This window comes from Yersinia sp. Marseille-Q3913 (genome assembly GCF_963892745.1).
In the GTDB taxonomy this organism is placed as follows: Bacteria; Pseudomonadota; Gammaproteobacteria; order Enterobacterales; family Enterobacteriaceae; genus Yersinia; species Yersinia bercovieri.
This window is the reverse complement of the sequence record NZ_CAWQAF010000095.1, coordinates 1-24,833: the sequence shown is the minus strand read 5'-3', so window position 1 is coordinate 24,833 and position 24,833 is coordinate 1. Positions and strand designations below refer to the sequence as shown.

The following is a 24,833-nucleotide window of genomic DNA, read 5'->3' as shown; positions in this document are numbered from 1 at the left end:
CAACCACTTACTGTATCTAGTTAGCCCTAACTAGCGCTAACTAGACCTACTTCATGGACACTTTATGGACACTCCCGCAATAGGATTTAGCGTTACAGCATCTTGTAAAAAGTCCGGTGCAAAATGCGCATAGGTCATAGTTTGCTGTATCGTCGCATGCCCTAAAATGCGTTGAAGCGTAATGATGTTACCGCCATTCATCATGAAATGCGTGGCAAATGTATGCCTTAACACATGCACAGCTTGACCATGTGGTAAATCAGGTTTTATTTCTTTCAGAACATTGCGGACAGTCGTATAGCTTGGCGAGAACAGTGCACCAGATTGCCCATGCGTCACATAGGCTTTCAGTTCGCTAGAAATTGGCACTGTTCGCTGTTTCCCGTTTTTGGTTTTCATGAAACTAACCTTATTGCCTATAATATGCTGGCATTTAATGTTAGCTATTTCACTCCAACGGCCACCGGTTGCCAGGCACATCATAACAACTTTACGGTTATCCCCATTCAGGCGCTCAAGAAGATTGATCATCTCATCATCAGATAAAAAAGCCATATCAGATTCAGCCTCTTGAAATCTTTTAATCCCATCGAATGGATTTGAACAATGATATTCATCAGCCTTAATGAGTTTTGTGAACATGCCTCTTAAGATGTAATGGAGTTTATTCACACTAGACGGTTTCAAGTTAGTGCCTAACAGATATACCCGGTAATCAATAATGGCTTTCTTTGTTAGCTGATCTGCGCGAGTTACACCCAAATCACCTAAGTCACGAATAACCGCATTTAATCGCTCTTTTTGTTTCTTGCCTGTCTCATGGTTCTTGCCGTGGTATATCCACCACAAATCCAGTAACTCAGTGAGCTTTCGCCGGTCGGCTGGCTTCTCTAGCCACTCTTTATTATGAAAATTAACCAAGGTGTGACGTTCAAAAATCTGTGCTTCGCCCTTGGTATTAAACTTACGCCGGATTCGCTTTCCCTCGGAACCCTGCGGCCTTACATCCACTTCATAACGACCATCATCGAGCTTCTTAATCGACATAAGATAGCCCTCCGATGAATACTTCATCTTGGAATATTATTTCAAAAATATAGGTTTTATAAACACTTAACCAATCTCTTTCCCTAAGTGGGTAGAGATTGTTCCGTGCTGCCCATCAGGGGAGAGGGCCGGAGCGATCTGCCCGGCTCCGGGGTTTATCTCATCGAACATAAACCAGTCGCGATATTTTCTAAATCTTGAGTGTTTGAATAATTTCATTCCCGCCTCAAAAGACATTTTAGCCTTGCCGGACTCATAGTTATGATAAGTAACGTAATTAAGCCCTACTAAATCAGCAACTTCCTTTATCTTCATTCGCTCAGATTCCCTCATAAGCTTAAGTTTTTCGCTTTGCGGTATTGACATAAAACTACAGATCTCTTATTTTTATACAACAATGAAACCCTGCATTAGACTTAATTGGTGCTAACTAGTGCCAAGTCGAAACGCAGGAACCACAACGGAGAATAGCAAATGTCAGATATCGATAAAACTCTTGGATCTGAAAGTTTGTTAGAGATGGGAGACACCCCAACAAAAAGAACAGTTAGGCTGTCAGAAAAACCCGCCAATCTTCTTTCTAAAGAGGGATTCGCTCTATATGTAGGCAAAACAGTAGCCGCAGTGGTTTCTATGGCGAAAGCTGGCAAGTTACCTGCGTTCTACATGGCTGACCCGTCTAAACCCGGTGGTAACGCTGAGTTGTGGATTAGCCGGTCGGAGTGGGATAAATACGCTGAACAATTAGTTGAAGATGCTCCGTCAGCGTGGCACGGATGGAAAGACCGTATCAGCGCTAGCAAGCCAGGAAAGGGGCGTAAAGATAAAGTAGGGGCGGCAGCATGATGAATCTTGCTATATCTGCCACCAAACGCCTGTTAGAAGAAGCATTTAACCCGATTTTTGCAGTGGTTAAAGTCAGCGAACATACCAGCGTTTACCGTGGTTTTTCTATTACCCGATTAAAGCGTAACAAGATAACCCCTATCACCCGTTACCACGTCAGCCAGGGCGATCACTCTTACGGCAAGTTTGACGCGCAGGCGCAGGCGACGGCTTACGTTGATCAACTGCATCAGATGAGGAATGCGTCATGACTCAAATCTCACAGTGCCCATCCCTTGCCGCATTATTGGTAAACGGCCAGCAAGTCACGCATTACCATCACCAACGCGGCTGGTTAGAAACCCCAGACGGTCGATATTTCCAACCGAAAGCTAGCGAAGTGCAGTTTATCCCAGGACTAAGAACACCTTATATGGCGAAACCCAGAGCGCCACGTCGCTGGTTTGCCCGCCTTATGGGGATATTCGCTTAACTTATCTTTGCCGGAGGTGTTGCTATGCAAAAGTCTGCAAGAGCAATTGAACTCACAGCGGAGCAAATAAAAACCGGCCTTATTCAGACAGCTAATGTCCGGCTAATGCTTAACAAGGCATTAAGAAGAACGAATAGAGTTGCCGCATTTTTATCAGGAGTGTCATTTCGCCATAGAGGTTTGATCTATTTCACCGCTGGACTGCATCGGGATAAACATAAATTGAAGTTTCACGAATTAGATAAATCAGACCGATTAGGGGTGATTAAGGCCATGAGAGAATTATCCGAGTTGACGGCCTCATTTCCTAAAGAACTGCCCGATGCTGACGCTGTAATCAATCAAGACCCGTAATTAATTATCAGAAAACCACAGGCGTTTTATACCGCGCCGGGATTCCTATTGCCTGAAAACGAGGAACAACAAAATGATGAATCGCAGACTTGCCGCAATATCCGCTTCAACTGAAGCCATGCATCAACATTTAAATAATGCCCGAATAGAAGAACGCAAAGCCTTTGCGCTTAATCTGTCAGAAAAATTGACTGCCCTTTCCAATCATATTTCTCAGCGTGACCTTAATAGCATTGAAGCTATTGAGTTAATCCGCCAGGTTGCTGAAAGCCTCAAGGCGGTATCTGAGGGACAACGCTAATGGCTGACTTAATCGATATCGCCCAAGAACGGCAAGAGATGGTATTAGCCGCTCAGATCGCCAATGCCCGCAGTAAGCCAGCCGCCCCCTCTGCTTTTATCTGTGAGTCCTGCGAGGCGGCAATTCCCGAGCAACGGCGTATCAGTGTGCCGGGGGTAATTTATTGTGTGACTTGCCAGCAAATCCATGAAGAGAAAAAGAAACACTATCGGGGGGCTTTATGAATCGCTCCCCATTGAAATGGGCCGGTTCAAAGGCTCGTATCATGCCAACCTTGCGCCAACACTTACCAACAGGTAAACGGCTGGTAGAGCCGTTCGCGGGTTCTTGTTCAGTGATGTTAAATACTGATTATGATGAATATCTGATAACGGATATCAATGATGATCTGATTAACTTCTATGAAATCGCCAAAAGAGAAACGAGCGACTTAATCAATGTGGCTTCCGTACTGTTTCTTACGGCTAATTCCCACGAACAATATTATATTTTCCGCAAAATATTCAATGCACGAAACCGTGATGATATATCCAGAGCGGCAATCTTCCTTTACCTAAATCGCCACTGTTTTAATGGTATTTGTCGCTATAACCAACAAGGGCAATTTAACGTCCCCTATGGCAAATACAAAGCCCCCTATTTCCCCGAAGCCGAGATCCGTTTCTTTGCTGAAAAAGCCAAGAAAGCAACCTTCTTATGCTGTGATTTTTCCGAAGCACTGGAAATGGCTGTTGCGGGTGATGTGATTTATTGCGATCCGCCATATATCCCAGTATCCAGCACTGCTGATTTTACCCATTATCACACCGATGGTTTCAGCGCTGATCAGCAATTTCGCTTAGCCCGCCTACTGGCAAGGGCCGCTGAAAATGGTTGTCATGTTGTTGCGTCTAATAGCGATACTCCTATCGCCCGTGATCTTTATAGCCGTTTCACTCTTCACTCGATTACGGCTCCGCGCTCTATAAGTTGTAAAGGGGAAGGTAGAAAAAGTACCGGGGAAATAATTGCGATATTTCAGAGACCAATAGAAATAGGAGAAACAATATGATTGTAAAAAATATGCCTAGCGAAGAAGCTAAAATGTTGGCTTTCGCTGCATTAAAATGTGCTCAAAAAACCAACATTGAAAATGCTATCGTGGAGCTGGAACAACTTTGCTATACACCTCAAGAGTTACAAATACAGCGTCGTAACCTCGAAGAGTTTGATCTCCATTTAACACATTCTTCAATTTCAGCGACTGAAGAAACTCACAAGCATGAACATACTCCCCTAAACCAGAGCACGTAATCTCACGATAAAACCTATTTTCGTTACAGATAACAATATTGTACGAAGCTGAATTAATACCATTTGCTTGTTTTTTCAGCCAAATAGTAATTTTTTCATCATATTTCGGTGCTGGCTTTTGGTCAGTATTTTTTAAAAATTTGTGTTCCATTTGCATTCCTTGCGGTTTATAGGTGTATCACAAAAGAATAGCGTGGAGTTATGAAAAATACATCCCTTAAAATGTCGTATTCACTCGGCCGCAGCACCCCAACCCCACCTCAACCCTACCCCGGTAACGCTGAAACCTTTACCGGGGCTTACTCATGGAATGCGCCGCGGCCAGCGATTGCGACCGCTGCCGGTGAGAAGCCAATCAGCGAGGATTTATTCAGGCGCTTTGCTCAAATCAATGAACCCATTCCCCGTGCGCGGCGTGTTATGCGCCGCCTTGAGTCGCTGCCTCACTATCTCCGCCGCTACTACACCCTGCGGGTGGAGAACATTAAACAAAACAGTGGAACCAAACGAGCCAATAGTTACTTAATCAACTCAATCGAAAAGTACCTATTGCCGCGTGTGGACTGCGTAACAGAGCAATATCAGATTGATATTCGATCCCATGTGTTACTCCCTTTCTACGATGATTTTCGCCGTATTCCTTACTACGGCAAGCGCGAGATCAAACGGCTGGCCTATCGTCTGTCAGATTGCATGACTGGCGAGTTTATCCGCGAATATGATCATCAAATGGGATTACCTGATGGGGATATTGAAACCGCAATTGTGTCCGGTTATGGCTATATCGGTTTTCTAACTCGTCAGCTAAATACCAGTGCACCGGGCTGGGGACTGTACGAAAGCCAAACCATGACAGCGGACGAAGCATTGCGCGCCACTGCTCGTATTGAGTCCCCTTCATGGTGGTTACGCCGTCTGAAGCATATCCATGATCAGTGGCGTGAACACCTGATGATTGCGGCGGGTTATGTGCACGCCAAATCAGCGCCCTATTGCAGTGATCCCGCCCTCAAAGAGTGGCAAGCACAGAAGAAATCCAACCGTGAATTCCTTCAGGCGTTTGAACTGGAAGATGAAGACGGCAACCGAATTTCACTGGTTGATAAATACGATGGCAGTATTGCCAATCCCGCGATCCGCCGCTGCGAATTAATGACCAGAATGCGCGGTTTTGAGGACATCGCGGAACAAGAGAATTTAGCCGGTGATTTCTACACCTTAACCGCACCGTCGAAATTCCATTCGATGCACAACAGTGGCAAGCGCAACCATAAATGGCGCGGTGCCAGCCCACGGCAGACGCAGAAGTATTTGTGCCGTATCTGGTCACAGGTTCGTGCCGCGTGGAAACGCGCCGGTATTCGGGTATTTGGTTTCCGTGTAGCGGAGCCTCACCACGACGAAACACCCCACTGGCATATGCTGTTGTTTATGCTGCCCGCTGATATCGAACTGGCCCGCGATATTTTTTGCACCTATGCCCGCTGGGAGGATTCGGAAGAGCTGCAATCACAAGACGCGCTTAAAGCCCGTTTCCATGTCGTACCCATTGATAAAGAACTGGGTAGCGCCACCGGCTACATTGCCAAATATATATCAAAGAATATCGACGGTTATGCGCTTGATGATGAGCTGGACGACGAAAGCGGTAAACCCCTGAAGGAAACAGCCAAGCGCGTCAGTGCCTGGGCGTCTCGTTGGCATATTCGCCAGTTTCAGCAAATAGGTGGTGCGCCGGTCACGGTATACCGTGAATTACGCCGTCTGCGTGATAAGGAGCTGCGTTTATTCCCAGAGATATCACCGGCTCAGGTTGCCGCTGACGAGGGCAACTGGGCGGGTTACACCCTCGCACAAGGCGGCCCGTTAGTTGCCCGCAAAGATTTGCGCGTAAGGCTCAATTACGACATCACCGAGAACGGCAATGATTACGGGGATAACGTCAGCCGGATCACTGGCGTCTTTGCCCCTGAATCTGGTTCTAATTCAATTATCTATACCCGTACCACCACTTACAAAATCGTTCCTAAAATCAAAGCTGACGCGGATTTTTCTGTTGACGTTCAGGGCGGCCCGCCGCCCCTTGGAGTTCTGTCAATAACTGTACGCGGTAGCTGCCCTCAACCGGCAAAATCGGTTGAAAGCACCCCGCCAGGCGCAGAATTTAGTTATCCAAAACTGCCTAAGAACGCCACAGCCAAGCAGATAAAACGCTATCACCAGCAAACCAGCCAGCTTTTTGAGGATATGGGGCGTAAAGAACGGCGAGAACTGGCCGAACGTATCCGCAATGATGGGGATAAAGGAAGAAAAGCGCCTGATAATAGCCAAGTGAAAAAAGCAGGCATAGCGGCTCAGTATCAGCCTATCGGTGAGTTAGCGGATCAGGTACTGAGTTTCCTGCGAAAAATCGACATAGAGCCGGAGCCGTGGGAATTGCGGGCATTGGTTATGGGGGGTAAGGTGGACTTTGGGGATGGAAAATTTTTTGTCATGAGAAATAATGGCCTTCGGTACGATAATCAACAAATTTTATCTTAAAAGCCAAGTCCTCATTATGAGTAACCTGGCCTTATGCTGATTAACTGAAAAGTTTCATTATTTGAGCCGCTTGTTTCGGATTTGCTGTAACAGTATTTGAGTCCACCCGGATATAGGTATTATCACCAATAAAACTCATTTCTTTTTGTTTAGGCACTAAGACTCTAACGACGGAATGTCCTTTATAATCAATTGTGTCAATATTATTCAAAACAGATTGTTTTAGGTGACTAGATAATTCACTATTCCTAATGGAATTTACAATTTTAGCAACATAATCAGAAATGCCAATATTTAATTGCTTTGCTTCACGATCAACCCCAAAAATATCCTTATCACCAATCTGGACAGACTCTAAATCATACATCTTCCTGATTCTTTCAGAATCACTCTGGTTATCTGAAACACCAATAAATATATAACCTTCTCCAACATCAGGCCCAATATTTGCCATACTACATATTATTTCATTTATTTTTTCTAATAATTTTTTATTTACGCTCTTCTTTGCATCAAGATTCAAAATACCTTGTTTAAACTCATATCTTACCGTTTCTATCTTAGAGCGTCTTAGCGAATTTTCAAAATCTATATAGAGGCCAGGCCCATGAGTAAGTAAAGAGGGTGTGCTAGGAACAAAGAAATTCTGTATTAATCCCTTTGTCATTGAAATGTTACTTATCCTGTCTTCAGAGGTTACATGTTTCTTATCTGTTTTTAATTTATCATTTAGGCTAGTTAAAGCTGTTATGATTTTATCGTATTCTACAGGGGCTTTAGATTCCTTTATTACTAAGTCATAGTATGCCATAAATACTGTGTAGAATGAAGACCTAGCAGAATTGCTTGCTTTCCCACCGTAGATTACATTTTTGAATGGATGATTGTCAATTTTAGTGACTTTATTAAAAGTTGTTATTATTGTTGAAATTGTCGTAGTAACTTCCGCAAGTAACTTATCCTCAGGGTAAGATATTATTTTTGCGCAAACATTACCTGACAATTCAGATGTTGAATCATATAATTCATCAAATTTTTCTTTACTAGATGCGAAAGGTTTACCTTCAATTATCGAAACAACAATATCTGAAATAATTTGTTCATCAACAGAATCCCTTAACTCTTTTGTATTCAACACCCCTTGCTTGACCCAAAACGTGTCAGAAGCATTAACACCATAACCCTGCCTATCCATATATCCATCAATACTAATAGATGGCATTTCTGATAGTTTTAAAACATCAGAAGATGAATCACCTCTTAATTCAGAAGATAGTTTCCTAACAGAAGATGATAGCGGGGTAATAACACCAGCTTGCCGTTTCTCTTGAAAACTTAACTGTTTTCCTCCTGAGTTAATACGACCAAAGACATCTGTTACATCAGATTCATTCTCTATTGGGAAGATCGTTACAGCTAATTGATACTCTATTATATCAGCACACTGTTGCCGGGTTAGAAAATCATGCGAATCTACCACATCAAAATAACCATCTAACATAGTTTGTTTCGCTGTAGGGAACTCCTCCACATTAAAATATGAATCACTTGTTAATGAATATTTATTCTCAATAAAATCAAATATAGCATTTAATCTTTGCATACCATCAATTATTTCATACTCACCATTTTTTGTTAAAGCAAGTAAAATTAATGGAATCGGATACCCAAGTAAAAGACTATCTATTAGTTTTTGTTTTTCTTTAGTTGTCCAAACTAATTTTCTTTGGTAACTACGATTAACAAGAAACTTTCCGTTACGGTAGTCTCGATAGGCTTCCGTAATGTTCATTCCTCTTGGTGTAATTGAAGACATTTTTGCGCATCCTTATGAAAAGTATTTTTAAATGTGAGCAAACCTTAACCGACTGATTTCACCCTGTTAGATAAATAATATTTATGTATATTTCCGTTTTATCATACATCCATTAAATTTGTATATAGTTATACAAATCTTTAGTCCGAATAAGGCATTTAAGTGACTACTTTGTGAAGTAAGGCCGCCGTTATATTAGTCAAAGACATATGCAGTATCTCTTCACTCCCAATAGTTGATGCCTAAAGAATCTAATCAAAAACCATTACCTATCTCCTGCTCAGTGATTCAATCCCGCACAAGTTTGCACAATATTTTTGATGCTATTTCACCCCTTTCAGCCCAGAACTGGCGCGGCCTGCCGCCACTTGCACAAATGCACAAAAAGCGACCCTTTTTGCGTGCAGGCGTGGAGGGGAGACAATCGCGCGCTGAAGGGTGTGGGGGAGGTCGGGCACCTCCGGCTGATGTTCCGCCTGTGGGTCATGGTGATGTGCATTCGGGTGGTGGGTGTCGTGATCGGATGCGTGAGGCGTGCGCCTCGCTGCGGGGCGCACAGCGCGTTATAGCGCGAACGGATAATTGCACGGGTTGCAAGCTGCGCCCGTGCAGATGTGGATGAAAATTATTGAATGAATCGGCGGGTTAGAGTCACACGGCGGCCAGTGCATAGGGGTTGAACCGGAATACCTCCACGCCCAGCCAGTCATTCAGGGCTTTCAGATCTTCCATGATGGGATACAGCTCATTGATGGCGAACACCTTCGCCGCCTTTTCGACATCCCCAAAACCGCTGGTATTGGTTGGCATGATCCCCATCAGCTGCGGCGGTACTCGGTGCGCGGCCAGCAAATCATCGCGGGTCACGTTCTTGATACCGTTAAACTCATCTTTGGCGGTTATCTCACTGAAGGGCATGATTTGTAGGCCGTCTTTCTTCCCGCCCGCTGCGTAGACAAATACGTTCTTGAATGCCCCCTTCCCTCTGGCATCGGTCAGGGTGCGCTTTAGCGCCTGCACATCGGTATCGTTCTGCATCGCATCAGACAGATAAACAATCACCCCGGCATGACTGCCGTTAATGTAATACTTGCGCCGGAACAGCGTGGCGTCCTCATTAAGCAACGCCGACGGGATAGCCGCCAGATACCCCGGCAAGCCGTAAATTTCCTGATGAATATCCGGCTCGGCCAGATGAAACACTGAGCCAGCCGCAAAGGCGTAATCCTCTTTCTCGTAAGTCACAAACCAATACTGATCCAGATTGCTTCCGCGCCGCATATACTTGGCCGGAACATGCTTCAGTGCCAGCGGGCCGCCCAGTCGATTCTTGCGCAGTTCAAGATAGGCATTGCCGAACACCAGAAAATCCTGCACGAATGCCCCGGCATCGGCGCGGGAAAGCAATGGGTGCGGCCGGTAACAACTCATCAGTACCCGGCGTTTAAAATTCAGCGGTGATTGGTGATGAATAGCCGAGTGAAAAATACGCGCCAGCCCATAAAAACTGATCGGTGTCTCGTACCAGTCACCATTGCGGGCGCACTCCATGCAATCCAATAGGTCGCGCTGATCTAATACCGGTGTCGGGTCGCCAAAGGTAAAAGACTCCATCGTCGAGATGGGCTGCGGGGCTGGCGGTGCATCAGCGGGTGTTGCGGGTAAAACAGTCTTCATTTCCACGGTTAAAACTCCTGTACAAAGCCGCCGCCGGTGCTGCCGGTTTCTGCGCCAATCGGTTCATTTTGCAATGCGTGCATAATGGCCCACGCCACGTCGCCGTGGCTGGCCCCTTTGGAACGGTCAGAGACATAGGTGGTCATTCCGCCCGGTGTCACTGATTTACGGATAGTCATAAACGATTGAGCAATCACGCTTAGCCCGGCGTCATACTCAAAACGGCCCCGACGCATCACCATTTGCGCCTTGAGTACCAGAGCAGACTTCACGCTGATGCTGTAGACAAACTTCATCGCGGTCGGAAAGAATTTCAGTACCAGCGAATGCACCGCTCCGCCAATGCCGGTGCCGTCAATACCGATAAACTGCACGTTATAGCGCTGGGTCATTTTCCTGATCTCCTCCGCCTGAAGTTCAAACGGCATTCCGCGTAACTGAATAGCTTCCAGCACGCGGAACTTACCCCCTTCCACCTGTGGCGGGGCGATTGCCACCAGTCCGGCGCTATCGCCCCCCTCGCCTTCGCCGTTGGGGTCATAGCCAATCCACACCGGCGTATTACCCAATGGCCTTGGTGAATAGGGCCGCCAGTCATCCCACACACCCGCATTCCAGCCATCCACGCCGCAGTTAATCAACTCACTGTAAGAGAATGGCCGTTCGCCGTTAGTGATGGGCTGGCACATGTAGAGGTTGTTGAATTCATCCGGGGATTTCTTGGCGATCAGGTCGTCAATATCGATACGGTCAAAACCCAACCCCGCCGCATCTTTGACGGTCACGATCTGCTTCCACTGCATATCCGCGCAAATCTTGCCGTTTTTAAGATTCTTGTGAGTGATATCAATGTTAACGCGGTCAGCTTTTTTGCGGCCCTCGTTGAACAGCTCGCCCGACCAGAAGCGATAGGCTTCGTGTTCTTCACTGGAGATGGTAGAGAAATAGGTTTCGATCAGCCCGCTCTGTGTCGCCATCCCGGCGGCCACACTGCGCAGGTTAATAAAATTACTGGTCCAGAAATATTCGTCGAAATAGAGATTCCCGGTATACGACTGCGCCGACGCTGCCGAGGTGCCGAGGAAATGCAGCTCGGCCCCGTTGGACAGCATGATCGGATCGCCCTTCAGCTCGACCCCTACCTCGGCGGCAAACTTGATAATAAAGCGTTTGAACTGATGCGCCTGAGCGCGAGAGGCGGATAGGAATATCTGATTACGGCCGGTTTCCAGTGCATCGATCAGCGCTTCGCGGGAAAAATACCAGGTCGCCCCAATCTGGCGCGACTTGAGGATATTCCTGATGGTGATCGCCAGACTTTTGGCTTTATACCAACGCTTTTGGTGCTCATAAAGCCCCTCGTAAAACTTGGCTCTCAACTGTTCGATTTGCTCATCACTGAAATGGTTCTTCGGCTGTTTTTTGCGCCCTTCACCGCCCTCGTTATTTAGCTGGCGGTCAAAGCGCACCAGCTGGCGCGCCAGCAAATCTATCTCTTTAAAATCCCGCCCGCTTTTCTCCGTTTTATCAATCAGCTGGTTATAACGGGCCTCGGTGGTAAAGCGCACCCGGTCGAGGGGCACGGTTTTGTCCCAGTTCTCGCGCTTGCGCCGGGAGTACAGCGTATGCACGTTGAAACCGGTCAACTTGGCGATATGGGATATCTGGTATCCCTGCCAGTAAAGACTACGGGCATCGCGGACAGAATCGGGGGTTAATTTGCTCATGGGGCTTAGGCTATCGCGCCCGCGTGACTGTCGGCGAGGCGATAAAGTTGTAGCAGACCCCTTACAATAACAAGGCTTTGCGCGGGTTTAGCCGCTGGGGTGATGATGGTGTCCGCTGCTTATTGCACACCGATTGCTGATACCCGGAGCATTGTTATATGCCTAAATTATCCAAGTTTTTCCGCGTTGCCGTTGAAGGGGCCGCCGCTGATGGCCGCACGATTAACCGTCAGGATTTAGAAGATATTGCGCTGACCTATGACCCCACGGTTTTTGGTGCCCGCGTCGATCTGGAGCACTACAAAAGCCTGATGCCTGATAGCTTATTCCGCTGCTATGGCGACGTGACGGCCGTCAAGACTGAAAAAATCATTAACGGCCCATTGAGTGGCAAGCTGGCTTTGCTGGCACAAATCAACCCTACAGATGAAATGCTGACGCTGAATAAGAGCCGTCAGAAGGTCTACACCTCGATCCAGTTTTCCCCCAACTTTGCCGACAGTGGCCGCGCTTATCTAAAGGGGCTGGCGCTGACCGATAACCCAGGCAGTCTGGGTACGGAAATGATCCAGTTCTGCGCGCAACAGGTTGCAGCCGGTAAGCCGCACCCGCTAGCCGGTCGCAAACAATCCGACGATTGTCTGTTCACCGCGCTGGAAGAAACCCTGATTGAATTCGATGAAACCATGCCGGTAGACGATACCAGCAAGAAATTCACCGAACAGATTAAAGACCTGCTATTTGGTGCCAAACGCAAAACCGATGGCAATCTGGACGATATTCGCCACGCCGTGCAGGTGATTGCCGAAAGCCAGAAAACCGTACTGGAAACCCAGCAACAATTTACCGCCAGCCGACAGGAAGTGACTGAGCTAAAAGGCCAGCTATCCCAGTTGTCCACCTCGTTTGCCGCGCTGACGACCAAGCTACAAGGCGAAGATAGTCAGCACACCAGTCGCCCACCGGCTAAAGGTGGCCCGGAAGGCAGTGCCGACGACACTATCAACTGCTAAATCGCCCTATTTAATCCACAGGAATGAAGAACATGAGAAATGAAACACGTGATAAATGGGACGAATATCTGTCCGCACAGGCCCGACTTAACAGCCTGCCTGTAGATCGAGTCACTAAACAATTTACGGTGGCTCCGTCCGTTGCTCAAACACTGGAAGATAAGATCCAGCACTCCAGTGATTTTCTAAAACGCATCAATGTAAACCTTGTCCCGGAACAGGAAGGCCAGCGCATCGGCATTGGTGTTAGTGGCCCGATTGCCAGCCGCAATACCTCAACAACGGTACGCCGTGAGCCTAACTCACCGGAAGCCATTGAAGATGATGGCAAATACCGCTGCGAACAGACCAACTCTGATACCTATATCAGCTATGCCCGTCTGGATGCATGGGCCGGTAAGCGTGACTTTAAAACGCGAGTGACCAATCAGATTATTACGCGCCGCGCACTGGATCGCATCATGATTGGCTTTAATGGCACGTCAGTGGCGGCTAAATCAGATATTACCGCTAACCCGTTATTACAAGACGTGAATATCGGCTGGCTGAAAAAATACCGTCTGTTTGCCCCACAGCGTGTGATGTCTGACGTGATGGTTTCCACCCGTGATGAGGACAATAAACTCATCACCAAGGGGCAGTATGGCAACCTTGATTCACTGGCCTTTGATGCGGTCAACAGCCTGATCGATCCGTGGTATCAGGACGACACCGGCCTGATTGTTATCTGCGGCCGCAAACTGCTGGCGGATAAATACTTCCCGGTGCTGAACACCGTCAGCGGCAGCAATCCCCACACTGAAGCGCTGGCCGGTCAGATGTTGGTATCGCAGAAGCAAATCGGTGGTATGCAGACCTACCGCGCGCCATTCTTCCCAGCTGACGCCATGTTTATCACTACGTTCGACAATCTGGCTATCTATGTGCAGGAAGGGACACACCGCCGCACCATCAAAGAGGAACCGGAGTTTAACCGCGTCACCACCTATGAGTCGGATAACGAGGCTTATTGCGTGGAGGATTACGGTTTCGGTTGCCTGATTGAAGGTATCAAAGCCGGTGAGCCGGTTTAACGGTCGCTAGTCACTTACGGGCGGCCCGCCGCCCCATTACGCCTAGGGGGCATGATGTTAACTCCAGCACAACGCCATTACGACAAAGTGATGGCAGAACGGCGCGGCACCACGGAAGACGTGGTGCAAGGCTCCGCCTACGAACAACAGCTTTACCGGCTGCGCATTGATCAACGCCGCCTGTCGCAATTCCAATCACATCTCACCCGCGCCACCATGAAACGGGAAATGCTGCCCGCCTATGACGGCTGGCTCGATGGCGTACTGGCGGCCAATAGCGGCCAAAGTGACGAGGTGGTCACTACCTGCATGGTGTGGTCAGTGGATGCCGGTTTATACCGTGACGCACTGCGCCTGGCGGAATATGTGATCGGCCATAACCTGCCAATGGCTGACAAATACCAGCGCACGGCCGCCTGCTTCGTTGTCGATCAACTCTCTGAAGCCGCGTTGCTGAATTTCAAACTTGCGTCCGCCAATAGTCCGGCGATTGAAATTGATATTTTGCTGCGCCTGCAAGAGCTGACGGCGGATAAAGATATGCCGGATGAAGCCCGCGCCAAACTGCTTAAAGCGATTGGTTATACCCAACGTGAAAGCACTAATCTGGCCGATCAGGCATCTGCGCTTATCTGGTTGCAGCGGGCTTTAGCCGCGCATAAAGATGCGGGGGTGAAAAAAGATATTGAAGTGCTGGAGCGCAACCTGAAAAAAGCCGCGCTGGCTGCGGCCAGTGCGGAAGTTGGTGGTGTAGGCGCTACTGAGCAGACCACGGCTACCGACGTTATCACGACCGCAAGCGCTGACGTGGTCGCCACCTTGCCCGATACGCCAGCGGTTAGCGCAGAAACCCCTGCCAGCCCAGCGGCGAAAACAATCAGCAAAACGACATCCGCTGCCGCTGCCAAAAAACTGGCGGCCAAAGCCAAAACAAACACGGTGCGCGCCAAACGCACCTCCTGAATCGTGCCCCGCACGTCGGGCGGCACGCGGCAATGAGGTTTATCCCTGATAACCGCGTCCACCGCCCATTTTATTAACGGTGATGATATGAGCCTGTTAGCCACTGAACCAGTACACCCGGCAAGCCCACCCGAAGGGCCGGACGTGACAATCGCCAGCGCGCCGTTTTGGCCGGTGATCTCACTGGGTGATTTACGCAAAGTGATGCGCCTGGACGGCAATGTCACCGCCGAACGCCTGAAAGAAGCGGTGATCGAGGCCATCAGTAACACCAACGGCCAGTTACGGGCATGGCGCATCGAGCAAGAGGCCGCTGGCGTGTTGAAGCTGGAAGCGGTGGAATCCGAACAAGTCGCGGGCGAATCCATCCGGGTACAGCGCTACCGGCGGGCGGTCTACTGCCATGCTAAGGCCAATTTGACCGAACGCTATCGCGATATGGACACCACTGGCGATGGCAATAAGCGGGCGGACGCCCTTGATCCGCAAATCACCGACCTGTGGCGTGATGCCCGCTGGGCCATCAGTGATGTGCAAGGCCGTGAGCGCGGCATTGCCGAGTTGGTGTAAATGCGGGTTCAGGCTCAGCAATATGACACCGTTGACGCTTTGTGCTGGCGTCACTACGGCCGCACCGAGGGGGTGACTGAGGCGGTTTATCAGGCTAACCCGGGGCTGGCTGAACTGGGGCCGCTACTGCCCGCCGGTCACTGGCTGGAACTGCCCAACACCACCGAAGCGGCACAACAAAATATTATTCAGCTGTGGGACTAATCGCCACAGCCACGGCTCCCCAAAGGGGGTAACGGACATGAAAATGCCAGAAAAAGATCCAAGTTGGATAGGTGCATTACTGGCCTTTTATTCTGCTCATTCCACGGTCATCAACGGCTTTCTGGTCGGCTTTATTGTGGCCTTTCGCCGCGTGGTCTGGGGCGGTGGAAAATTGCGCGAAGGCATTGGCGAGGGGGTGGTCTGCGGGCTGGTCGGCGTCAATATCGGTCCGGTAATCTCCCCGATGCTGATCCGCGCCATTGATGCCATCCCGTGGCTAAACGGCGCGCTAACTGAAGTCGCTGCCGGAAAAGTGGAAATTTTTATCAGCTGCTTGATCGGGCTAATCGGCTTGCAGGCTATCCGAGAGTTGGTGTTTAAAATCGTCAATAAAAAGGTGGGAACCCCTGATGCCAAACCCTAAATTTATTTTCGGCAAAGCCAGCGAAAACAACCTGACCGGCGTACATCCTGATTTGGTCAAGGTGGTGCGCCGCGCGCTGGAGCTAACCCCGATGGATTTTAAAGTGATTGAGGGCCGCCGCACACTGGAACGCCAGCGCGAACTGGTTAAAGCCGGTGCCAGCCAAACCCTGAACAGCCGCCATTTAACCGGCCATGCGATCGATATTGTGCCGCTGCCGGACGGCAAGGTGAGTTGGGAATGGAAGTATTTCTATCCGATGGCCGATGCGATGAAGCAAGCCGCCGCCGAGCTGGGGATCGCCGTGGAATGGGGTGGTAACTGGACCACCTTTAAAGACGGCCCGCATTTTCAATTGCCCGCCCGTCAATATCCGGGCTGACATTATGCCAATCTTCAACACGGCCCCGCTCGCATGGGCGATTGCCGCCGCCTTACTGGTTACCAGTGGCGTACAGACTTACCGTTTGGCGGAGTCTCGCCAAGTGATGATTGACCAGCAAGCGGCTGAGGCAACGATTAAAAGCGGCCAGCTTATCGCGCTGGCACTGACCGCCAATGCCAACAATCAGGCGCAATCACAATTACGTCAACAGGTTGCCAGCGCCGATCAGTTGCTGGCACAACGTAACAGCCAAATCAAGAGGTTATACCGTGAAAATGAAACCTTACGCCGCTGGGCTGATACTCCCCTGCCTGATGATATTATCCGGCTGCGTCAGCGCCCCGCCTTCACCGGGGCCACAGATTACCGTCAATGGTTGTCCAAAGGTCACTCCCTGCCTGTTTCCGGCGGCCAGCCCGCAAACTAACGGCGATTTGAGCGACGATATCGACCAGCTAGAAGCGGCTTTGCACGCTTGCGCGGCACAGGTTGATACCGTGCTAACCTGCCAGCAAGGAACGGCCAATGCTAAAACCTAATCTGCTGCGAACGGCGCTGAGTCAGGCGGTGCCCTACCTGCGGGAGAATCCCGACAAACTGGCGATCTGGCTGGATAAAGGAACTGTGGTCGCCACCGGGCAACAGTCGCTGTCATTCGAATACCGCTACACCGCGCACGTTATGGTGATGGATTACCCCTACAGCATGGATACCGTCACCTTGCCCGCCATGCTGTGGATCCACCGCCATCAACCGGACTTAATTTTTAATCCCGATCGGCGCAAAACCGGCTTCACCTTTGAGGCGGATATTCTCAATAGCACCACCGCCGATATTATGTTGCACCTTGAGCTAACCGAGGCGGTCAGAGTGGCGGACGTGAATGACCGATTGGAATTAACCCACCTTGACGAACCCGCCGACCCGCGCGGCGATATGCTGGCAGCTTGGGAACAGGCCGCCGCCAACACCCCTTGGGCGGGCTGACATCGCGCACAGCCAAAAATGACTGTGTTGGCCATAGAGAGAAAGAGGCACCATGGATAACGAATTTCAGGAACTTGAACACTATTTACAACGCCTGATTAATCGCGGGAAATCCGGCGCACGACACAAGTTGAGTCGCGATATCGCCATCACCTTGCGCCGTGGTCAGCAACAACGTATTCGCCAACAATTAAACGCGGACGGCTCGCCGTATACCAAGCGCAAAGAGAGCATCAAAACCGTGCAAAAACGCCTGCGGTTTATCTATCAGGGCACGGTGCGCGACCTGAAAAACTGGTCGGGCAATAAGCGCCAGATAACCGGCTGGGATAACGATCGTAATGCTATCCGCACCTTTAACCGTGTCGATATTGACCGTTTTTTATCGGTCGAAACCGAAGCCACCACCCAGCGTACCAACAAAAAACAGCCGATGTTTCGCCGCTTGCGTAATGCCACCTTCCTGCGCCTTCAGGCGTTACCTGATTCCGCCGGTGCCGGTTATGTCGGTGTTGCGGCCAAAATTGCCCAGATACACCAGTACGGCGGCACCGATCAGGTTAACCCCTATGTGAAAGCGGATTACCCCGCCCGTCAATTGCTCGGTATCACGTCAAAAGACAGCGATAACGTACTCAATCAGGTGTTTGATTTTATCGCCCGTGGCTAACATTACGCTGGGATGAAAAACTCCGCTGGATCGCGTATATTTGTTTTATCTGCATTTCTATATGTATTACCGGGGATCGTAATGGCTAATGTAATGACGAGTCTGGCTGAGAAAAAACAATACTTCGACCGTGTGAAGTTAGAAAATTATCGTCAAAGTATGCGTTTGGAAGGCTTGAACAGTACTAATCAAACGTTGCCAACCTCAAAGAACGAAAGGGCTAAACTGAAGCAAAGCCTGATAAATAAATACGCCACCAAAAGCCAGCCGAGTTCGCGGTGAACAGCGATAAATACGGTGACGGCCCAGATCCTTATACCTATCCGAACAGTCAGGTGTTAATCAATAAATTCGGCATTACTGATGACGACCAATTTATTGAGATGGAAAAAGATTTTTCCGAGCTGGCTATTATGGACATCGAATTTAGCCCGCCACCCTATGATTTGCGCTACTGGTGCGCACTGCATCAAGCCTTGTTTGGCGATATTTATCATTGGGCCGGAGAGCTGCGAACCATTGATATATCCAAAGGCACTACCCGATTTTGCAATATCAATCGTATTACACCTGAAGCCAACCGACTGTTTAACCAACTGGCGCAAGAAAACTATCTGGTTGGTCTCCCCTATGACTCGCTGATTGTAAAACTGGCTGAGAACTACTCTGACCTTAATGTTATCCACCCTTTCCGTGAAGGTAATGGCCGGGCGCAGCGGTTGCTGTTCGAACACATTATTATCAATTGTGGCTTTCAAATCTCCTTCGCTGGCATCAACCCCGATGAATGGATTCAGGCCAATATTGATGGTTACCATTGCCGTTATCAACGCATGACTGCGTTATTCGCCCGCTGTATTAGCTAAACCACCCCGAAATTTCCCGCTAAAAGTTGTCACAGTCCCCCTACAACTGCCGCGCGTTGCGCCCCTGCCCGCGCGCGTAAACAATACCGTTACGCTGAATAACGAGTATTGACCGCCATGACCAACGCCGAAATCTATCGCCTGATAATGAATCTGATCCGTTTCGGTATCGTGGAACAGGTGAATTTAACCCTCGATCCGCCCAAAGCCCGCGTACGCTGCGGTGAATTACTGACCGACTGGTTGCCGTGGTCGGTGCGCCGCGCCGGAACCGCTAAAACGTGGTGGCCGCCAACCGAAGGGGAACAGGTGATTATTCTGGCCGCTGGCGGTGAGCTGTCCGCCGGGGTGATCATTGCCTCCCTGTATCAGAAAAGTGCCCCCACGCCGCTGAATACCGCCAACACTCAACACGCCACCTACCCCGACGGCGCAGTGATTGAGTACAACGCTGATACCGGCGCACTGAAAGCCAGCGGCATTAAAACCGCCACCCTTGATGCGGGTGAATCTATCCATGCCACCGCACCAGAAATCACCTGTACCGCCTCGGTCAAAATCACCCTGGATACGCCCACCGTGGAGTGCACCCACAATCTGAGTACGGTCACGTTGAATGTGACCGGTGGCGGCAAAATGTCCGGCAACATTCAGCACTCCGGCGGCACCTTCTCATCCAATGGGGTGGTGATTGATAGCCATGCCCACGGCGGCGTGCAGCGCGGCGGTAGCAATACTGACGGGCCAAACAAATGATCTATTTAGGCATGAACGCCCAGACCGGGCGACGCATTACCGACATGGATCACATCACCCAGTCGATCACCGATATCGTCACCACCCCAACCACCACGCGCTGTATGCGCCGGGGCTATGGTTCATTGCTGTCTGACCTGATTGACGACCCGCAGAACCCGCTGTTACGGCTAAAAGCTATGTCGGCGGCCTACAGCGCCATCATGCGCTGGGAGCCGCGTGTGGTACTGACCCGCGTGTTATTGGCACAGCCGCAGGCGGGCAAAATGACGCTGGAGCTTCAGGGCCAGCGCACCGATCTGGCTGATATCTTTAATCTGGCGATCCCCGTTGGAGGCGGTTCATGAGCACTATCGACCTGTCACAACTGCCCGCCCCGCTGGCAGTGGAAGCGCTGGATTACGAAACCCTACTCGCTGAACGCAAGGCGGAACTGATCGCCCTGTATCCGGTTGACGAGCAGGCGGCCATCACCCGCACCCTATCGCTGGAATCTGAGCCGCTGGTCAAGTTATTGCAGGAAAACGCCTACCGTGAACTGGTATTGCGCCAGCGGGTTAACGAGGCGGCGCAGGCGGTGATGGTGGCCTATGCCAACGGCAGCGACTTAGACCAGTTGGGGGCGAACAATAACGTTGAACGCCTGATTATCACGCCCGCCGATCCGGATGCCATTCCGCCCGTTGCCGCCGTGATGGAGTCTGATACGGATTTTCGCCTGCGTATTCCGCAAGCCTTTGAAGCGCTGAGTGTCGCCGGGCCGACCGGAGCCTATGAAGCTCACGCCCGTAGCGCTGATGGGCGGGTAGCTGATGCCTCGGCGCTGAGTCCATCACCGGCCTGTGTCACTGTCACCGTGCTGGCGCGGGCCGGAACCGGCGAAGCCTCGCCGCAACTGCTCGACATTGTCCGCCTTGCCCTGAATGACGAGGACGTGCGGCCGGTGGCTGACCGCGTCACCGTGCAATCCGCTGTCATTGTCGATTACCAGATTGACGCCGTGCTCTATATCTATCCGGGGCCGGAAGCTGAACCGGTCCGCGCCGCTGCTCAGACCAAGCTCAATGCCTATATCAGCACTCAGCGCCGACTCGGACGGGATATTCGGACTTCCGCCATTTATGCCGCGCTGCATGTTGAAGGGGTGCAACGCGTCGAACTGAATGCGCCGCTGGCTGATGTGGTACTCGACAGCACACAGGCGGCTTACTGCACCCATGCGGTATTGACGGTCGGGGGAACTGATGAATAACCGCTTGCTACCGGCGGGATCATCCCCGCTGGAGATCGCCGCCGCGCAAGCCTGCGCCCGGTTGGGTGAGGTGCCGGTGCCGTTGCGCCAGTTATGGAATGCAGACCTGTGCCCGCTGCCATTACTGCCCTATCTGGCGTGGGCGTGGTCAGTGGATCGCTGGGATGAGAACTGGCCGGAAGCGACCAAGCGCGCGGTAGTGAAATCTTCGGCTTACGTACACAAACGCAAGGGCACTATTGGCGCACTGCGGCGCGTGGTGGAGCCGCTCGGCTACCTTATTCGGGTGATCGAGTGGTGGAAAACCAATGAAGCGCCCGGCACCTTTCGCCTTGATGTCGGCGTACTGGAAACCGGCATTACTGACGAAATGTATTTTGAACTGGAGCGGCTGATTGATGGGGCCAAACCCTGTAGCCGCCATCTGGTGGGCCTGTCTATCAATCTGGATGTCTCCGGTGCGATCCCTGTCAGTGTTGCCAGTTACGACGGTGACGAGCTGACCGTTTACCCCTATTTACCTGAAACTATTACCGTGAGCGGCCAGCACTACACCGGCGGCACACTTCATCTTATTGACAGCGTGAGCGTAAACCCATGACCACAAAATTCTTTGCCATACTGACCAATTTGGGGGCGGCCAAACTGGCGAACGCCACGGCCCTCGGCACCCAACTACAGATCACTCATATGGCCGTGGGCGACGGTGGTGGCGTATTACCGCTGCCGAACGCCGCACAAACGCAGCTGATTGGTGAGAAACGCCGCGCCGCACTGAACTCATTAAGTGTCGATGCGGCCAACAGTAGCCAGATTATCGCCGAACAGGTTATTCCGGAAACGGATGGCGGGTGGTGGATACGTGAGATCGGCCTGTTTGATAAAGATGGCGTATTAATTGCCATTGCCAACTGCCCGGAGACCTATAAACCCCAGTTGCAAGAAGGTAGCGGCCGCACGCAAACCGTGCGTATGGTGTTGATTGTCAGTAGTACCGAAGCGGTCACGTTAAAAATTGATCCCTCGGTGGTGCTGGCAACGCGCCAATACGTTGATAAAAAAGTGGATGATAAGGCGATTGAGGTTAAAGCCTATGCCGATGGATTGATGGCTGCGCATTTGGCAGCGGCTGATCCCCATTCACAATACGCACCGCTTGCCAGCCCCGCCTTGACTGGCAAGCCGACCGGCCCTACAGCGGCAAAAACCGATAACAGCACACAGCTGGCAACCACGGCACATATTAAATTGGCGCTTGCAGACTATGCGCCGCTTGCCAGTCCAGCATTGATCGGCACACCGACAACCCCCACAGCCGCAGCGGGAAACAGTACCCAACAGTTAGCTAATACTGCTTTTGTGCAGGCCGCACTGGCGGCATTAGTTGCATCCTCACCGGCCGCACTCGACACCTTGAAAGAGCTGGCCGACGCGCTGGGTAATGATCCCAACTTTGCCACCACCATGACCAATGCCTTGGCTGGAAAAATGGATAAGGCCAAAAATGGCAGTGATATCGCGAATGTAGCAGCCTTTCTCGCAAACCTTGGTTTGGGCGACGCGGCTAAATTGGGGGTGGCAACTAACTCGCAAATGGCAACAGGCACCAGCACATCCTTGCTTCCTTCTGTTGCTGCCGTAATGAGTTTGTTTGGCAAGCGGTCATTTGCAACTAATGACTATATCCGAATTCCTGACGTTCCCGGCGGACTGATTATACAGTGGGTAAGGGGTTCTACTGCCGCATCTGTTGAAGGGCAATTCCCAGCAATAACATTTCCAATACCATTCCCAACCGCGTGCGTGTTTGTCACTGTGGGTACTCAGGGTAATAACTCAAACGGTTCTGACTTCATGGCACAAGTAACATCGTGGACTCAAACCTCGACGCTTATTTTTTCCCAGCAATTTACAACATCTGCATCCACCGGCTCAATCAACCCTCTTGTACTCGCGATAGGATATTAATATGGGCAATAAATTTATACCGTTAGCGCTATTTAGCCCGTCAGTTCTTACTTTTTACCCCCAAAACATGATAGATGACGGTAGTTTTGGCGATAATTTGCCGAAAGATTTAATTGAAATAACTGAAAATGAACAAACTAAATATTGGAAACAGCCCCCACCTTCCGGGGCCGTTCTTGGTGAGTCAGACGGTCGCCCCTTGTGGGTAGATGCCCCGCCACCAACTGCTGAACAACTTGCCGAGACTAAGGCTATCAATGTTGCCCAAGCCAAAGCTGATAAATCAAAATTGATTAGCGACGCTAGCGACAAAATTGAAATACTGAAAGACCGGATCGAAGCAGGGCAGGATAAAGCCGCTGAGTTGAAGTTGTGGAAAGCCTATCGTATTGCGCTTGATGATGTTGATGTGAGTGCAGCGCCGGATATCGAGTGGCCGACAGCACCGGAATAGTCGGTATTGGCCGGGCTTAGTACCCGGCATCTTTTTTAATTATTAAGGCACGGTAGGCCAAGTAATATCCGGTGTAGCGTATCGTGTGAATTGCGAAAATGTACCACATGATTTGGTAATAACTGAATGTGAGTGATTTTATCAAATTGCACTAACAGGGGATTGAGGGTCAATGGTGTAAAAATCACGATAACGATATAACCATCTGTTATTTATACTTAAAATATCACTCACAAAGGAAAGGGAGCTGTGATAATGGTCGATTAGTGACTGGTTTTTTGGTATACCCTATACAGATCATTACATGTCTTTAAGGATAAAAAAATTATGAACGTTAACGAAGAAAAGCTTTTAAAATCAGGATTTACAAATGCTGAACTACAAAAAATTAAAAATAACGTAGATAGATTTGGGGGGACTCTTAGCGAAGCCATTCAAGATCTCGCTAACCGCTTCCGGGCTCTGACCTGGGTAACCACGGGATGTGTATTGGTTTTTATTTTTTTGGTTATATTCAGCTCAACAATAAAAATCGTGGCTGGGGGCCTATCTTTTCTTTTAGGCATATCCATTATGATGTTTGCTCAACCACCAGTACTTACTTATAAGTCCTGGCGGTTCTGGAGAGCCAACCGAAATTAACGTGACGGATCATTTGTGGAAAGCAGATCGAAAATCACTTTAGCCTTTACACCATAGCCCACTATTTTCATCGTCAGTTTGGGGCGACTTATCGTTTCAACCTTACGATAGTAGTCCCGAGGTATCCACCGGAATAATCGCCAAGCCCCCGGTTTAATCGCAAGCCCGAAAATGCTATATACGCTAGCACCTAGCGTTGTTGCGTTATAAAAAGCCAGTCCGGATTCCGGCCTGAACCCCATAAACTGAGCAATCTCCATAGCCCCATCAGCAAAAATACCTTGAGATGGCGAGTTTTCTCCATAAGATGAATGGTTGATAATTTCTTTTGAGATTCCATTGAAACCATCAACAATGAGCGTGGCCCCTGCTAAAACCCCTACTGGATTCATCGTCGAAACCATTATAAATCCGCCGAATAGAGCAGCACCGGAAACAACAATATGTACAGCTGAAATAACATACCCGACAATTTTATTATTTTCCCGGACGAACTCCACTTTGGCGTAAAGTTTCGCGGTTTCCATCCGCA

Annotated in this window: 34 protein-coding genes and 1 pseudogene; 29 read left to right on the top strand and 6 right to left on the bottom strand. The window is 49.8% G+C overall.

The window, feature by feature from the left end:
• Positions 1-51: 51 nt before the first annotated feature.
• Positions 52-1,047, bottom strand: a complete 996-nt coding sequence (locus AACW11_RS20140; protein ID WP_049602997.1) for a phage integrase — start codon at positions 1,045-1,047, stop codon at positions 52-54.
• 66 nt (positions 1,048-1,113) lie between these two features.
• A complete protein-coding gene (locus tag AACW11_RS20135; RefSeq protein WP_145522723.1) occupies positions 1,114-1,413 on the bottom strand; it encodes a helix-turn-helix transcriptional regulator in 300 nt (99 codons plus the stop codon).
• Positions 1,414-1,521: 108 nt separating this feature from the next.
• Between AACW11_RS20135 and AACW11_RS20130 the strand changes: the two genes are divergently transcribed.
• From AACW11_RS20130 to AACW11_RS20090, 9 genes are all read left to right on the top strand, one after another.
• Complete coding sequence (locus AACW11_RS20130) at positions 1,522-1,893, top strand: Cox family DNA-binding protein (protein ID WP_145522725.1); 372 nt, start codon at positions 1,522-1,524, stop codon at positions 1,891-1,893.
• On the top strand, positions 1,890-2,144 hold the full coding sequence (locus AACW11_RS20125; RefSeq protein ID WP_339379075.1) for a hypothetical protein: 255 nt from the start codon (positions 1,890-1,892) through the stop codon (positions 2,142-2,144). The genes AACW11_RS20130 and AACW11_RS20125 overlap by 4 nt, the downstream gene beginning before the upstream one ends.
• Positions 2,141-2,365 carry a phage filamentation protein Fil family protein gene (locus AACW11_RS20120; protein ID WP_049603000.1) on the top strand — a complete coding sequence of 75 codons (225 nt, stop codon included), beginning with the start codon at positions 2,141-2,143 and terminating at the stop codon, positions 2,363-2,365. The genes AACW11_RS20125 and AACW11_RS20120 overlap by 4 nt, the downstream gene beginning before the upstream one ends.
• Positions 2,366-2,389: 24 nt before the next feature.
• A complete protein-coding gene (locus AACW11_RS20115; protein ID WP_049603001.1) occupies positions 2,390-2,719 on the top strand; it encodes a DUF5347 family protein in 330 nt (109 codons plus the stop codon).
• Positions 2,720-2,792: 73 nt separating this feature from the next.
• The gene (locus AACW11_RS20110; protein WP_145561648.1) at positions 2,793-3,020 is read left to right on the top strand and encodes a DUF2732 family protein; all 228 of its coding nucleotides are present in this window, start codon (positions 2,793-2,795) and stop codon (positions 3,018-3,020) included.
• Entirely contained in the window at positions 3,020-3,244 is a 225-nt protein-coding gene (locus AACW11_RS20105) for a TraR/DksA family transcriptional regulator (RefSeq protein ID WP_087795137.1), read from the top strand. Before AACW11_RS20110 ends, AACW11_RS20105 begins: the two co-directional genes overlap by 1 nt.
• Complete coding sequence (locus AACW11_RS20100; protein ID WP_212585312.1) at positions 3,241-4,071, top strand: Dam family site-specific DNA-(adenine-N6)-methyltransferase; 831 nt, start codon at positions 3,241-3,243, stop codon at positions 4,069-4,071. Before AACW11_RS20105 ends, AACW11_RS20100 begins: the two co-directional genes overlap by 4 nt.
• Positions 4,068-4,313 carry a hypothetical protein gene (locus AACW11_RS20095; protein ID WP_049603005.1) on the top strand — a complete coding sequence of 82 codons (246 nt, stop codon included), beginning with the start codon at positions 4,068-4,070 and terminating at the stop codon, positions 4,311-4,313. The genes AACW11_RS20100 and AACW11_RS20095 overlap by 4 nt, the downstream gene beginning before the upstream one ends.
• A 201-nt stretch (positions 4,314-4,514) precedes the next feature.
• Positions 4,515-6,854, top strand: coding sequence for a replication endonuclease (locus tag AACW11_RS20090; RefSeq protein ID WP_212585311.1), 2,340 nt, complete (start codon positions 4,515-4,517; stop codon positions 6,852-6,854).
• Positions 6,855-6,894: 40 nt separating this feature from the next.
• On the opposite strand, the gene AACW11_RS20085 is transcribed toward AACW11_RS20090, so the two are convergent.
• From AACW11_RS20085 to AACW11_RS20075, 3 genes are all read right to left on the bottom strand, one after another.
• Positions 6,895-8,670: a GmrSD restriction endonuclease domain-containing protein gene (locus AACW11_RS20085; RefSeq protein WP_212585310.1), complete on the bottom strand. Its 1,776-nt coding sequence runs from the start codon at positions 8,668-8,670 to the stop codon at positions 6,895-6,897.
• Between the two features lie 651 nt (positions 8,671-9,321).
• The gene (locus AACW11_RS20080; RefSeq protein ID WP_212585407.1) at positions 9,322-10,347 is read right to left on the bottom strand and encodes a phage portal protein; all 1,026 of its coding nucleotides are present in this window, start codon (positions 10,345-10,347) and stop codon (positions 9,322-9,324) included.
• An 8-nt stretch (positions 10,348-10,355) separates the two neighbouring features.
• Complete coding sequence (locus tag AACW11_RS20075; protein WP_212585309.1) at positions 10,356-12,074, bottom strand: terminase large subunit domain-containing protein; 1,719 nt, start codon at positions 12,072-12,074, stop codon at positions 10,356-10,358.
• A gap of 158 nt (positions 12,075-12,232) precedes the next feature.
• On the opposite strand from AACW11_RS20075, the gene AACW11_RS20070 reads away from it, so the two are divergent.
• The 20 genes and pseudogenes from AACW11_RS20070 to AACW11_RS19975 all read left to right on the top strand — a co-directional run bounded on the left by AACW11_RS20070 (position 12,233) and on the right by AACW11_RS19975 (position 24,301).
• Positions 12,233-13,087 carry a GPO family capsid scaffolding protein gene (locus tag AACW11_RS20070; protein ID WP_138774827.1) on the top strand — a complete coding sequence of 285 codons (855 nt, stop codon included), beginning with the start codon at positions 12,233-12,235 and terminating at the stop codon, positions 13,085-13,087.
• Positions 13,088-13,119: 32 nt separating this feature from the next.
• On the top strand, positions 13,120-14,160 hold the full coding sequence (locus AACW11_RS20065; RefSeq protein WP_138774826.1) for a phage major capsid protein, P2 family: 1,041 nt from the start codon (positions 13,120-13,122) through the stop codon (positions 14,158-14,160).
• Positions 14,161-14,211: 51 nt separating this feature from the next.
• Positions 14,212-15,123, top strand: a complete 912-nt coding sequence (gene gpM, locus AACW11_RS20060; RefSeq protein ID WP_249192808.1) for a phage terminase small subunit — start codon at positions 14,212-14,214, stop codon at positions 15,121-15,123.
• 87 nt (positions 15,124-15,210) lie between these two features.
• Positions 15,211-15,693, top strand: coding sequence for a head completion/stabilization protein (locus tag AACW11_RS20055; RefSeq protein WP_138774825.1), 483 nt, complete (start codon positions 15,211-15,213; stop codon positions 15,691-15,693).
• Positions 15,694-15,897: a tail protein X gene (locus AACW11_RS20050; RefSeq protein WP_138774824.1), complete on the top strand. Its 204-nt coding sequence runs from the start codon at positions 15,694-15,696 to the stop codon at positions 15,895-15,897.
• A gap of 37 nt (positions 15,898-15,934) precedes the next feature.
• A complete protein-coding gene (locus tag AACW11_RS20045; RefSeq protein ID WP_138774823.1) occupies positions 15,935-16,321 on the top strand; it encodes a phage holin family protein in 387 nt (128 codons plus the stop codon).
• On the top strand, positions 16,308-16,703 hold the full coding sequence (locus tag AACW11_RS20040) for a M15 family metallopeptidase (protein WP_138774822.1): 396 nt from the start codon (positions 16,308-16,310) through the stop codon (positions 16,701-16,703). Before AACW11_RS20045 ends, AACW11_RS20040 begins: the two co-directional genes overlap by 14 nt.
• Before the next feature lie 4 nt (positions 16,704-16,707).
• A complete protein-coding gene (lysB, locus tag AACW11_RS20035; RefSeq protein ID WP_138774821.1) occupies positions 16,708-17,133 on the top strand; it encodes an Rz-like lysis system protein LysB in 426 nt (141 codons plus the stop codon).
• Positions 17,045-17,245, top strand: a pseudogene (gene lysC, locus AACW11_RS20030) (Rz1-like lysis system protein LysC); the annotation flags it as partial. The gene lysB and the pseudogene lysC, both read left to right, overlap by 89 nt.
• Positions 17,232-17,693, top strand: coding sequence for a phage tail protein (locus tag AACW11_RS20025; RefSeq protein WP_138774819.1), 462 nt, complete (start codon positions 17,232-17,234; stop codon positions 17,691-17,693). The pseudogene lysC and the gene AACW11_RS20025, both read left to right, overlap by 14 nt.
• Positions 17,694-17,745: 52 nt before the next feature.
• The gene (locus AACW11_RS20020) at positions 17,746-18,363 is read left to right on the top strand and encodes a phage virion morphogenesis protein (protein ID WP_138774818.1); all 618 of its coding nucleotides are present in this window, start codon (positions 17,746-17,748) and stop codon (positions 18,361-18,363) included.
• Positions 18,364-18,444: 81 nt separating this feature from the next.
• Positions 18,445-18,645, top strand: a complete 201-nt coding sequence (locus AACW11_RS20015) for a YhfG family protein (protein WP_249192806.1) — start codon at positions 18,445-18,447, stop codon at positions 18,643-18,645.
• Positions 18,642-19,229, top strand: coding sequence for a Fic/DOC family protein (locus tag AACW11_RS20010; RefSeq protein WP_212585308.1), 588 nt, complete (start codon positions 18,642-18,644; stop codon positions 19,227-19,229). Before AACW11_RS20015 ends, AACW11_RS20010 begins: the two co-directional genes overlap by 4 nt.
• Before the next feature lie 117 nt (positions 19,230-19,346).
• Positions 19,347-19,985, top strand: a complete 639-nt coding sequence (locus AACW11_RS20005; RefSeq protein WP_145571023.1) for a phage baseplate assembly protein V — start codon at positions 19,347-19,349, stop codon at positions 19,983-19,985.
• Positions 19,982-20,332, top strand: coding sequence for a GPW/gp25 family protein (locus tag AACW11_RS20000; protein ID WP_049601714.1), 351 nt, complete (start codon positions 19,982-19,984; stop codon positions 20,330-20,332). Before AACW11_RS20005 ends, AACW11_RS20000 begins: the two co-directional genes overlap by 4 nt.
• Positions 20,329-21,237, top strand: coding sequence for a baseplate assembly protein (locus tag AACW11_RS19995; protein WP_212585307.1), 909 nt, complete (start codon positions 20,329-20,331; stop codon positions 21,235-21,237). Before AACW11_RS20000 ends, AACW11_RS19995 begins: the two co-directional genes overlap by 4 nt.
• Positions 21,230-21,838 carry a phage tail protein I gene (locus AACW11_RS19990; RefSeq protein WP_212585306.1) on the top strand — a complete coding sequence of 203 codons (609 nt, stop codon included), beginning with the start codon at positions 21,230-21,232 and terminating at the stop codon, positions 21,836-21,838. The genes AACW11_RS19995 and AACW11_RS19990 overlap by 8 nt, the downstream gene beginning before the upstream one ends.
• The gene (locus AACW11_RS19985; protein WP_212585305.1) at positions 21,835-23,205 is read left to right on the top strand and encodes a phage tail protein; all 1,371 of its coding nucleotides are present in this window, start codon (positions 21,835-21,837) and stop codon (positions 23,203-23,205) included. The genes AACW11_RS19990 and AACW11_RS19985 overlap by 4 nt, the downstream gene beginning before the upstream one ends.
• 1 nt (position 23,206) lies before the next feature.
• Positions 23,207-23,659, top strand: a complete 453-nt coding sequence (locus AACW11_RS19980; protein WP_212585304.1) for a tail fiber assembly protein — start codon at positions 23,207-23,209, stop codon at positions 23,657-23,659.
• Positions 23,660-23,986: 327 nt separating this feature from the next.
• Entirely contained in the window at positions 23,987-24,301 is a 315-nt protein-coding gene (locus tag AACW11_RS19975; RefSeq protein WP_145522471.1) for a hypothetical protein, read from the top strand.
• Here the strand turns inward: AACW11_RS19975 and AACW11_RS19970 are convergent.
• A partial coding sequence (locus tag AACW11_RS19970; RefSeq protein ID WP_249192805.1) for a DUF4225 domain-containing protein occupies positions 24,298-24,833 on the bottom strand: 536 nt, incomplete at its 5' end. The genes AACW11_RS19975 and AACW11_RS19970 overlap by 4 nt on opposite strands.

Bases quoted from the DNA above. Each gene is read 5' to 3' on its own strand.
- AACW11_RS19990 (WP_212585306.1), top strand. From the start codon at position 21,230: ATGAATAACCGCTTGCTACCGGCGGGATCATCCCCGCTGGAGATCGCC.
- AACW11_RS19995 (WP_212585307.1), top strand. From the start codon at position 20,329: ATGAGCACTATCGACCTGTCACAACTGCCCGCCCCGCTGGCAGTGGAA.
- AACW11_RS20055 (WP_138774825.1), top strand. From the start codon at position 15,211: ATGAGCCTGTTAGCCACTGAACCAGTACACCCGGCAAGCCCACCCGAA.
- AACW11_RS19985 (WP_212585305.1), top strand. From the start codon at position 21,835: ATGACCACAAAATTCTTTGCCATACTGACCAATTTGGGGGCGGCCAAA.
- AACW11_RS20080 (WP_212585407.1), bottom strand. From the start codon at position 10,347: ATGAAGACTGTTTTACCCGCAACACCCGCTGATGCACCGCCAGCCCCG.
- AACW11_RS20040 (WP_138774822.1), top strand. From the start codon at position 16,308: ATGCCAAACCCTAAATTTATTTTCGGCAAAGCCAGCGAAAACAACCTG.
- AACW11_RS20050 (WP_138774824.1), top strand. From the start codon at position 15,694: ATGCGGGTTCAGGCTCAGCAATATGACACCGTTGACGCTTTGTGCTGG.
- AACW11_RS20075 (WP_212585309.1), bottom strand. From the start codon at position 12,074: ATGAGCAAATTAACCCCCGATTCTGTCCGCGATGCCCGTAGTCTTTAC.
- lysB (WP_138774821.1), top strand. From the start codon at position 16,708: ATGCCAATCTTCAACACGGCCCCGCTCGCATGGGCGATTGCCGCCGCC.
- AACW11_RS20095 (WP_049603005.1), top strand. From the start codon at position 4,068: ATGATTGTAAAAAATATGCCTAGCGAAGAAGCTAAAATGTTGGCTTTC.
- AACW11_RS20090 (WP_212585311.1), top strand. From the start codon at position 4,515: ATGAAAAATACATCCCTTAAAATGTCGTATTCACTCGGCCGCAGCACC.
- AACW11_RS20130 (WP_145522725.1), top strand. From the start codon at position 1,522: ATGTCAGATATCGATAAAACTCTTGGATCTGAAAGTTTGTTAGAGATG.
- AACW11_RS20020 (WP_138774818.1), top strand. From the start codon at position 17,746: ATGGATAACGAATTTCAGGAACTTGAACACTATTTACAACGCCTGATT.
- AACW11_RS20105 (WP_087795137.1), top strand. From the start codon at position 3,020: ATGGCTGACTTAATCGATATCGCCCAAGAACGGCAAGAGATGGTATTA.
- AACW11_RS20125 (WP_339379075.1), top strand. From the start codon at position 1,890: ATGATGAATCTTGCTATATCTGCCACCAAACGCCTGTTAGAAGAAGCA.
- AACW11_RS20045 (WP_138774823.1), top strand. From the start codon at position 15,935: ATGAAAATGCCAGAAAAAGATCCAAGTTGGATAGGTGCATTACTGGCC.
- AACW11_RS20115 (WP_049603001.1), top strand. From the start codon at position 2,390: ATGCAAAAGTCTGCAAGAGCAATTGAACTCACAGCGGAGCAAATAAAA.
- AACW11_RS20065 (WP_138774826.1), top strand. From the start codon at position 13,120: ATGAGAAATGAAACACGTGATAAATGGGACGAATATCTGTCCGCACAG.
- AACW11_RS19975 (WP_145522471.1), top strand. From the start codon at position 23,987: ATGAACGTTAACGAAGAAAAGCTTTTAAAATCAGGATTTACAAATGCT.
- AACW11_RS20135 (WP_145522723.1), bottom strand. From the start codon at position 1,413: ATGTCAATACCGCAAAGCGAAAAACTTAAGCTTATGAGGGAATCTGAG.
- AACW11_RS20005 (WP_145571023.1), top strand. From the start codon at position 19,347: ATGACCAACGCCGAAATCTATCGCCTGATAATGAATCTGATCCGTTTC.
- AACW11_RS20085 (WP_212585310.1), bottom strand. From the start codon at position 8,670: ATGTCTTCAATTACACCAAGAGGAATGAACATTACGGAAGCCTATCGA.
- AACW11_RS20025 (WP_138774819.1), top strand. From the start codon at position 17,232: ATGCTAAAACCTAATCTGCTGCGAACGGCGCTGAGTCAGGCGGTGCCC.
- AACW11_RS20140 (WP_049602997.1), bottom strand. From the start codon at position 1,047: ATGTCGATTAAGAAGCTCGATGATGGTCGTTATGAAGTGGATGTAAGG.
- AACW11_RS19980 (WP_212585304.1), top strand. From the start codon at position 23,207: ATGGGCAATAAATTTATACCGTTAGCGCTATTTAGCCCGTCAGTTCTT.
- AACW11_RS20100 (WP_212585312.1), top strand. From the start codon at position 3,241: ATGAATCGCTCCCCATTGAAATGGGCCGGTTCAAAGGCTCGTATCATG.
- AACW11_RS20120 (WP_049603000.1), top strand. From the start codon at position 2,141: ATGACTCAAATCTCACAGTGCCCATCCCTTGCCGCATTATTGGTAAAC.
- AACW11_RS20000 (WP_049601714.1), top strand. From the start codon at position 19,982: ATGATCTATTTAGGCATGAACGCCCAGACCGGGCGACGCATTACCGAC.
- gpM (WP_249192808.1), top strand. From the start codon at position 14,212: ATGATGTTAACTCCAGCACAACGCCATTACGACAAAGTGATGGCAGAA.
- AACW11_RS20015 (WP_249192806.1), top strand. From the start codon at position 18,445: ATGGCTAATGTAATGACGAGTCTGGCTGAGAAAAAACAATACTTCGAC.
- AACW11_RS20070 (WP_138774827.1), top strand. From the start codon at position 12,233: ATGCCTAAATTATCCAAGTTTTTCCGCGTTGCCGTTGAAGGGGCCGCC.
- AACW11_RS20110 (WP_145561648.1), top strand. From the start codon at position 2,793: ATGATGAATCGCAGACTTGCCGCAATATCCGCTTCAACTGAAGCCATG.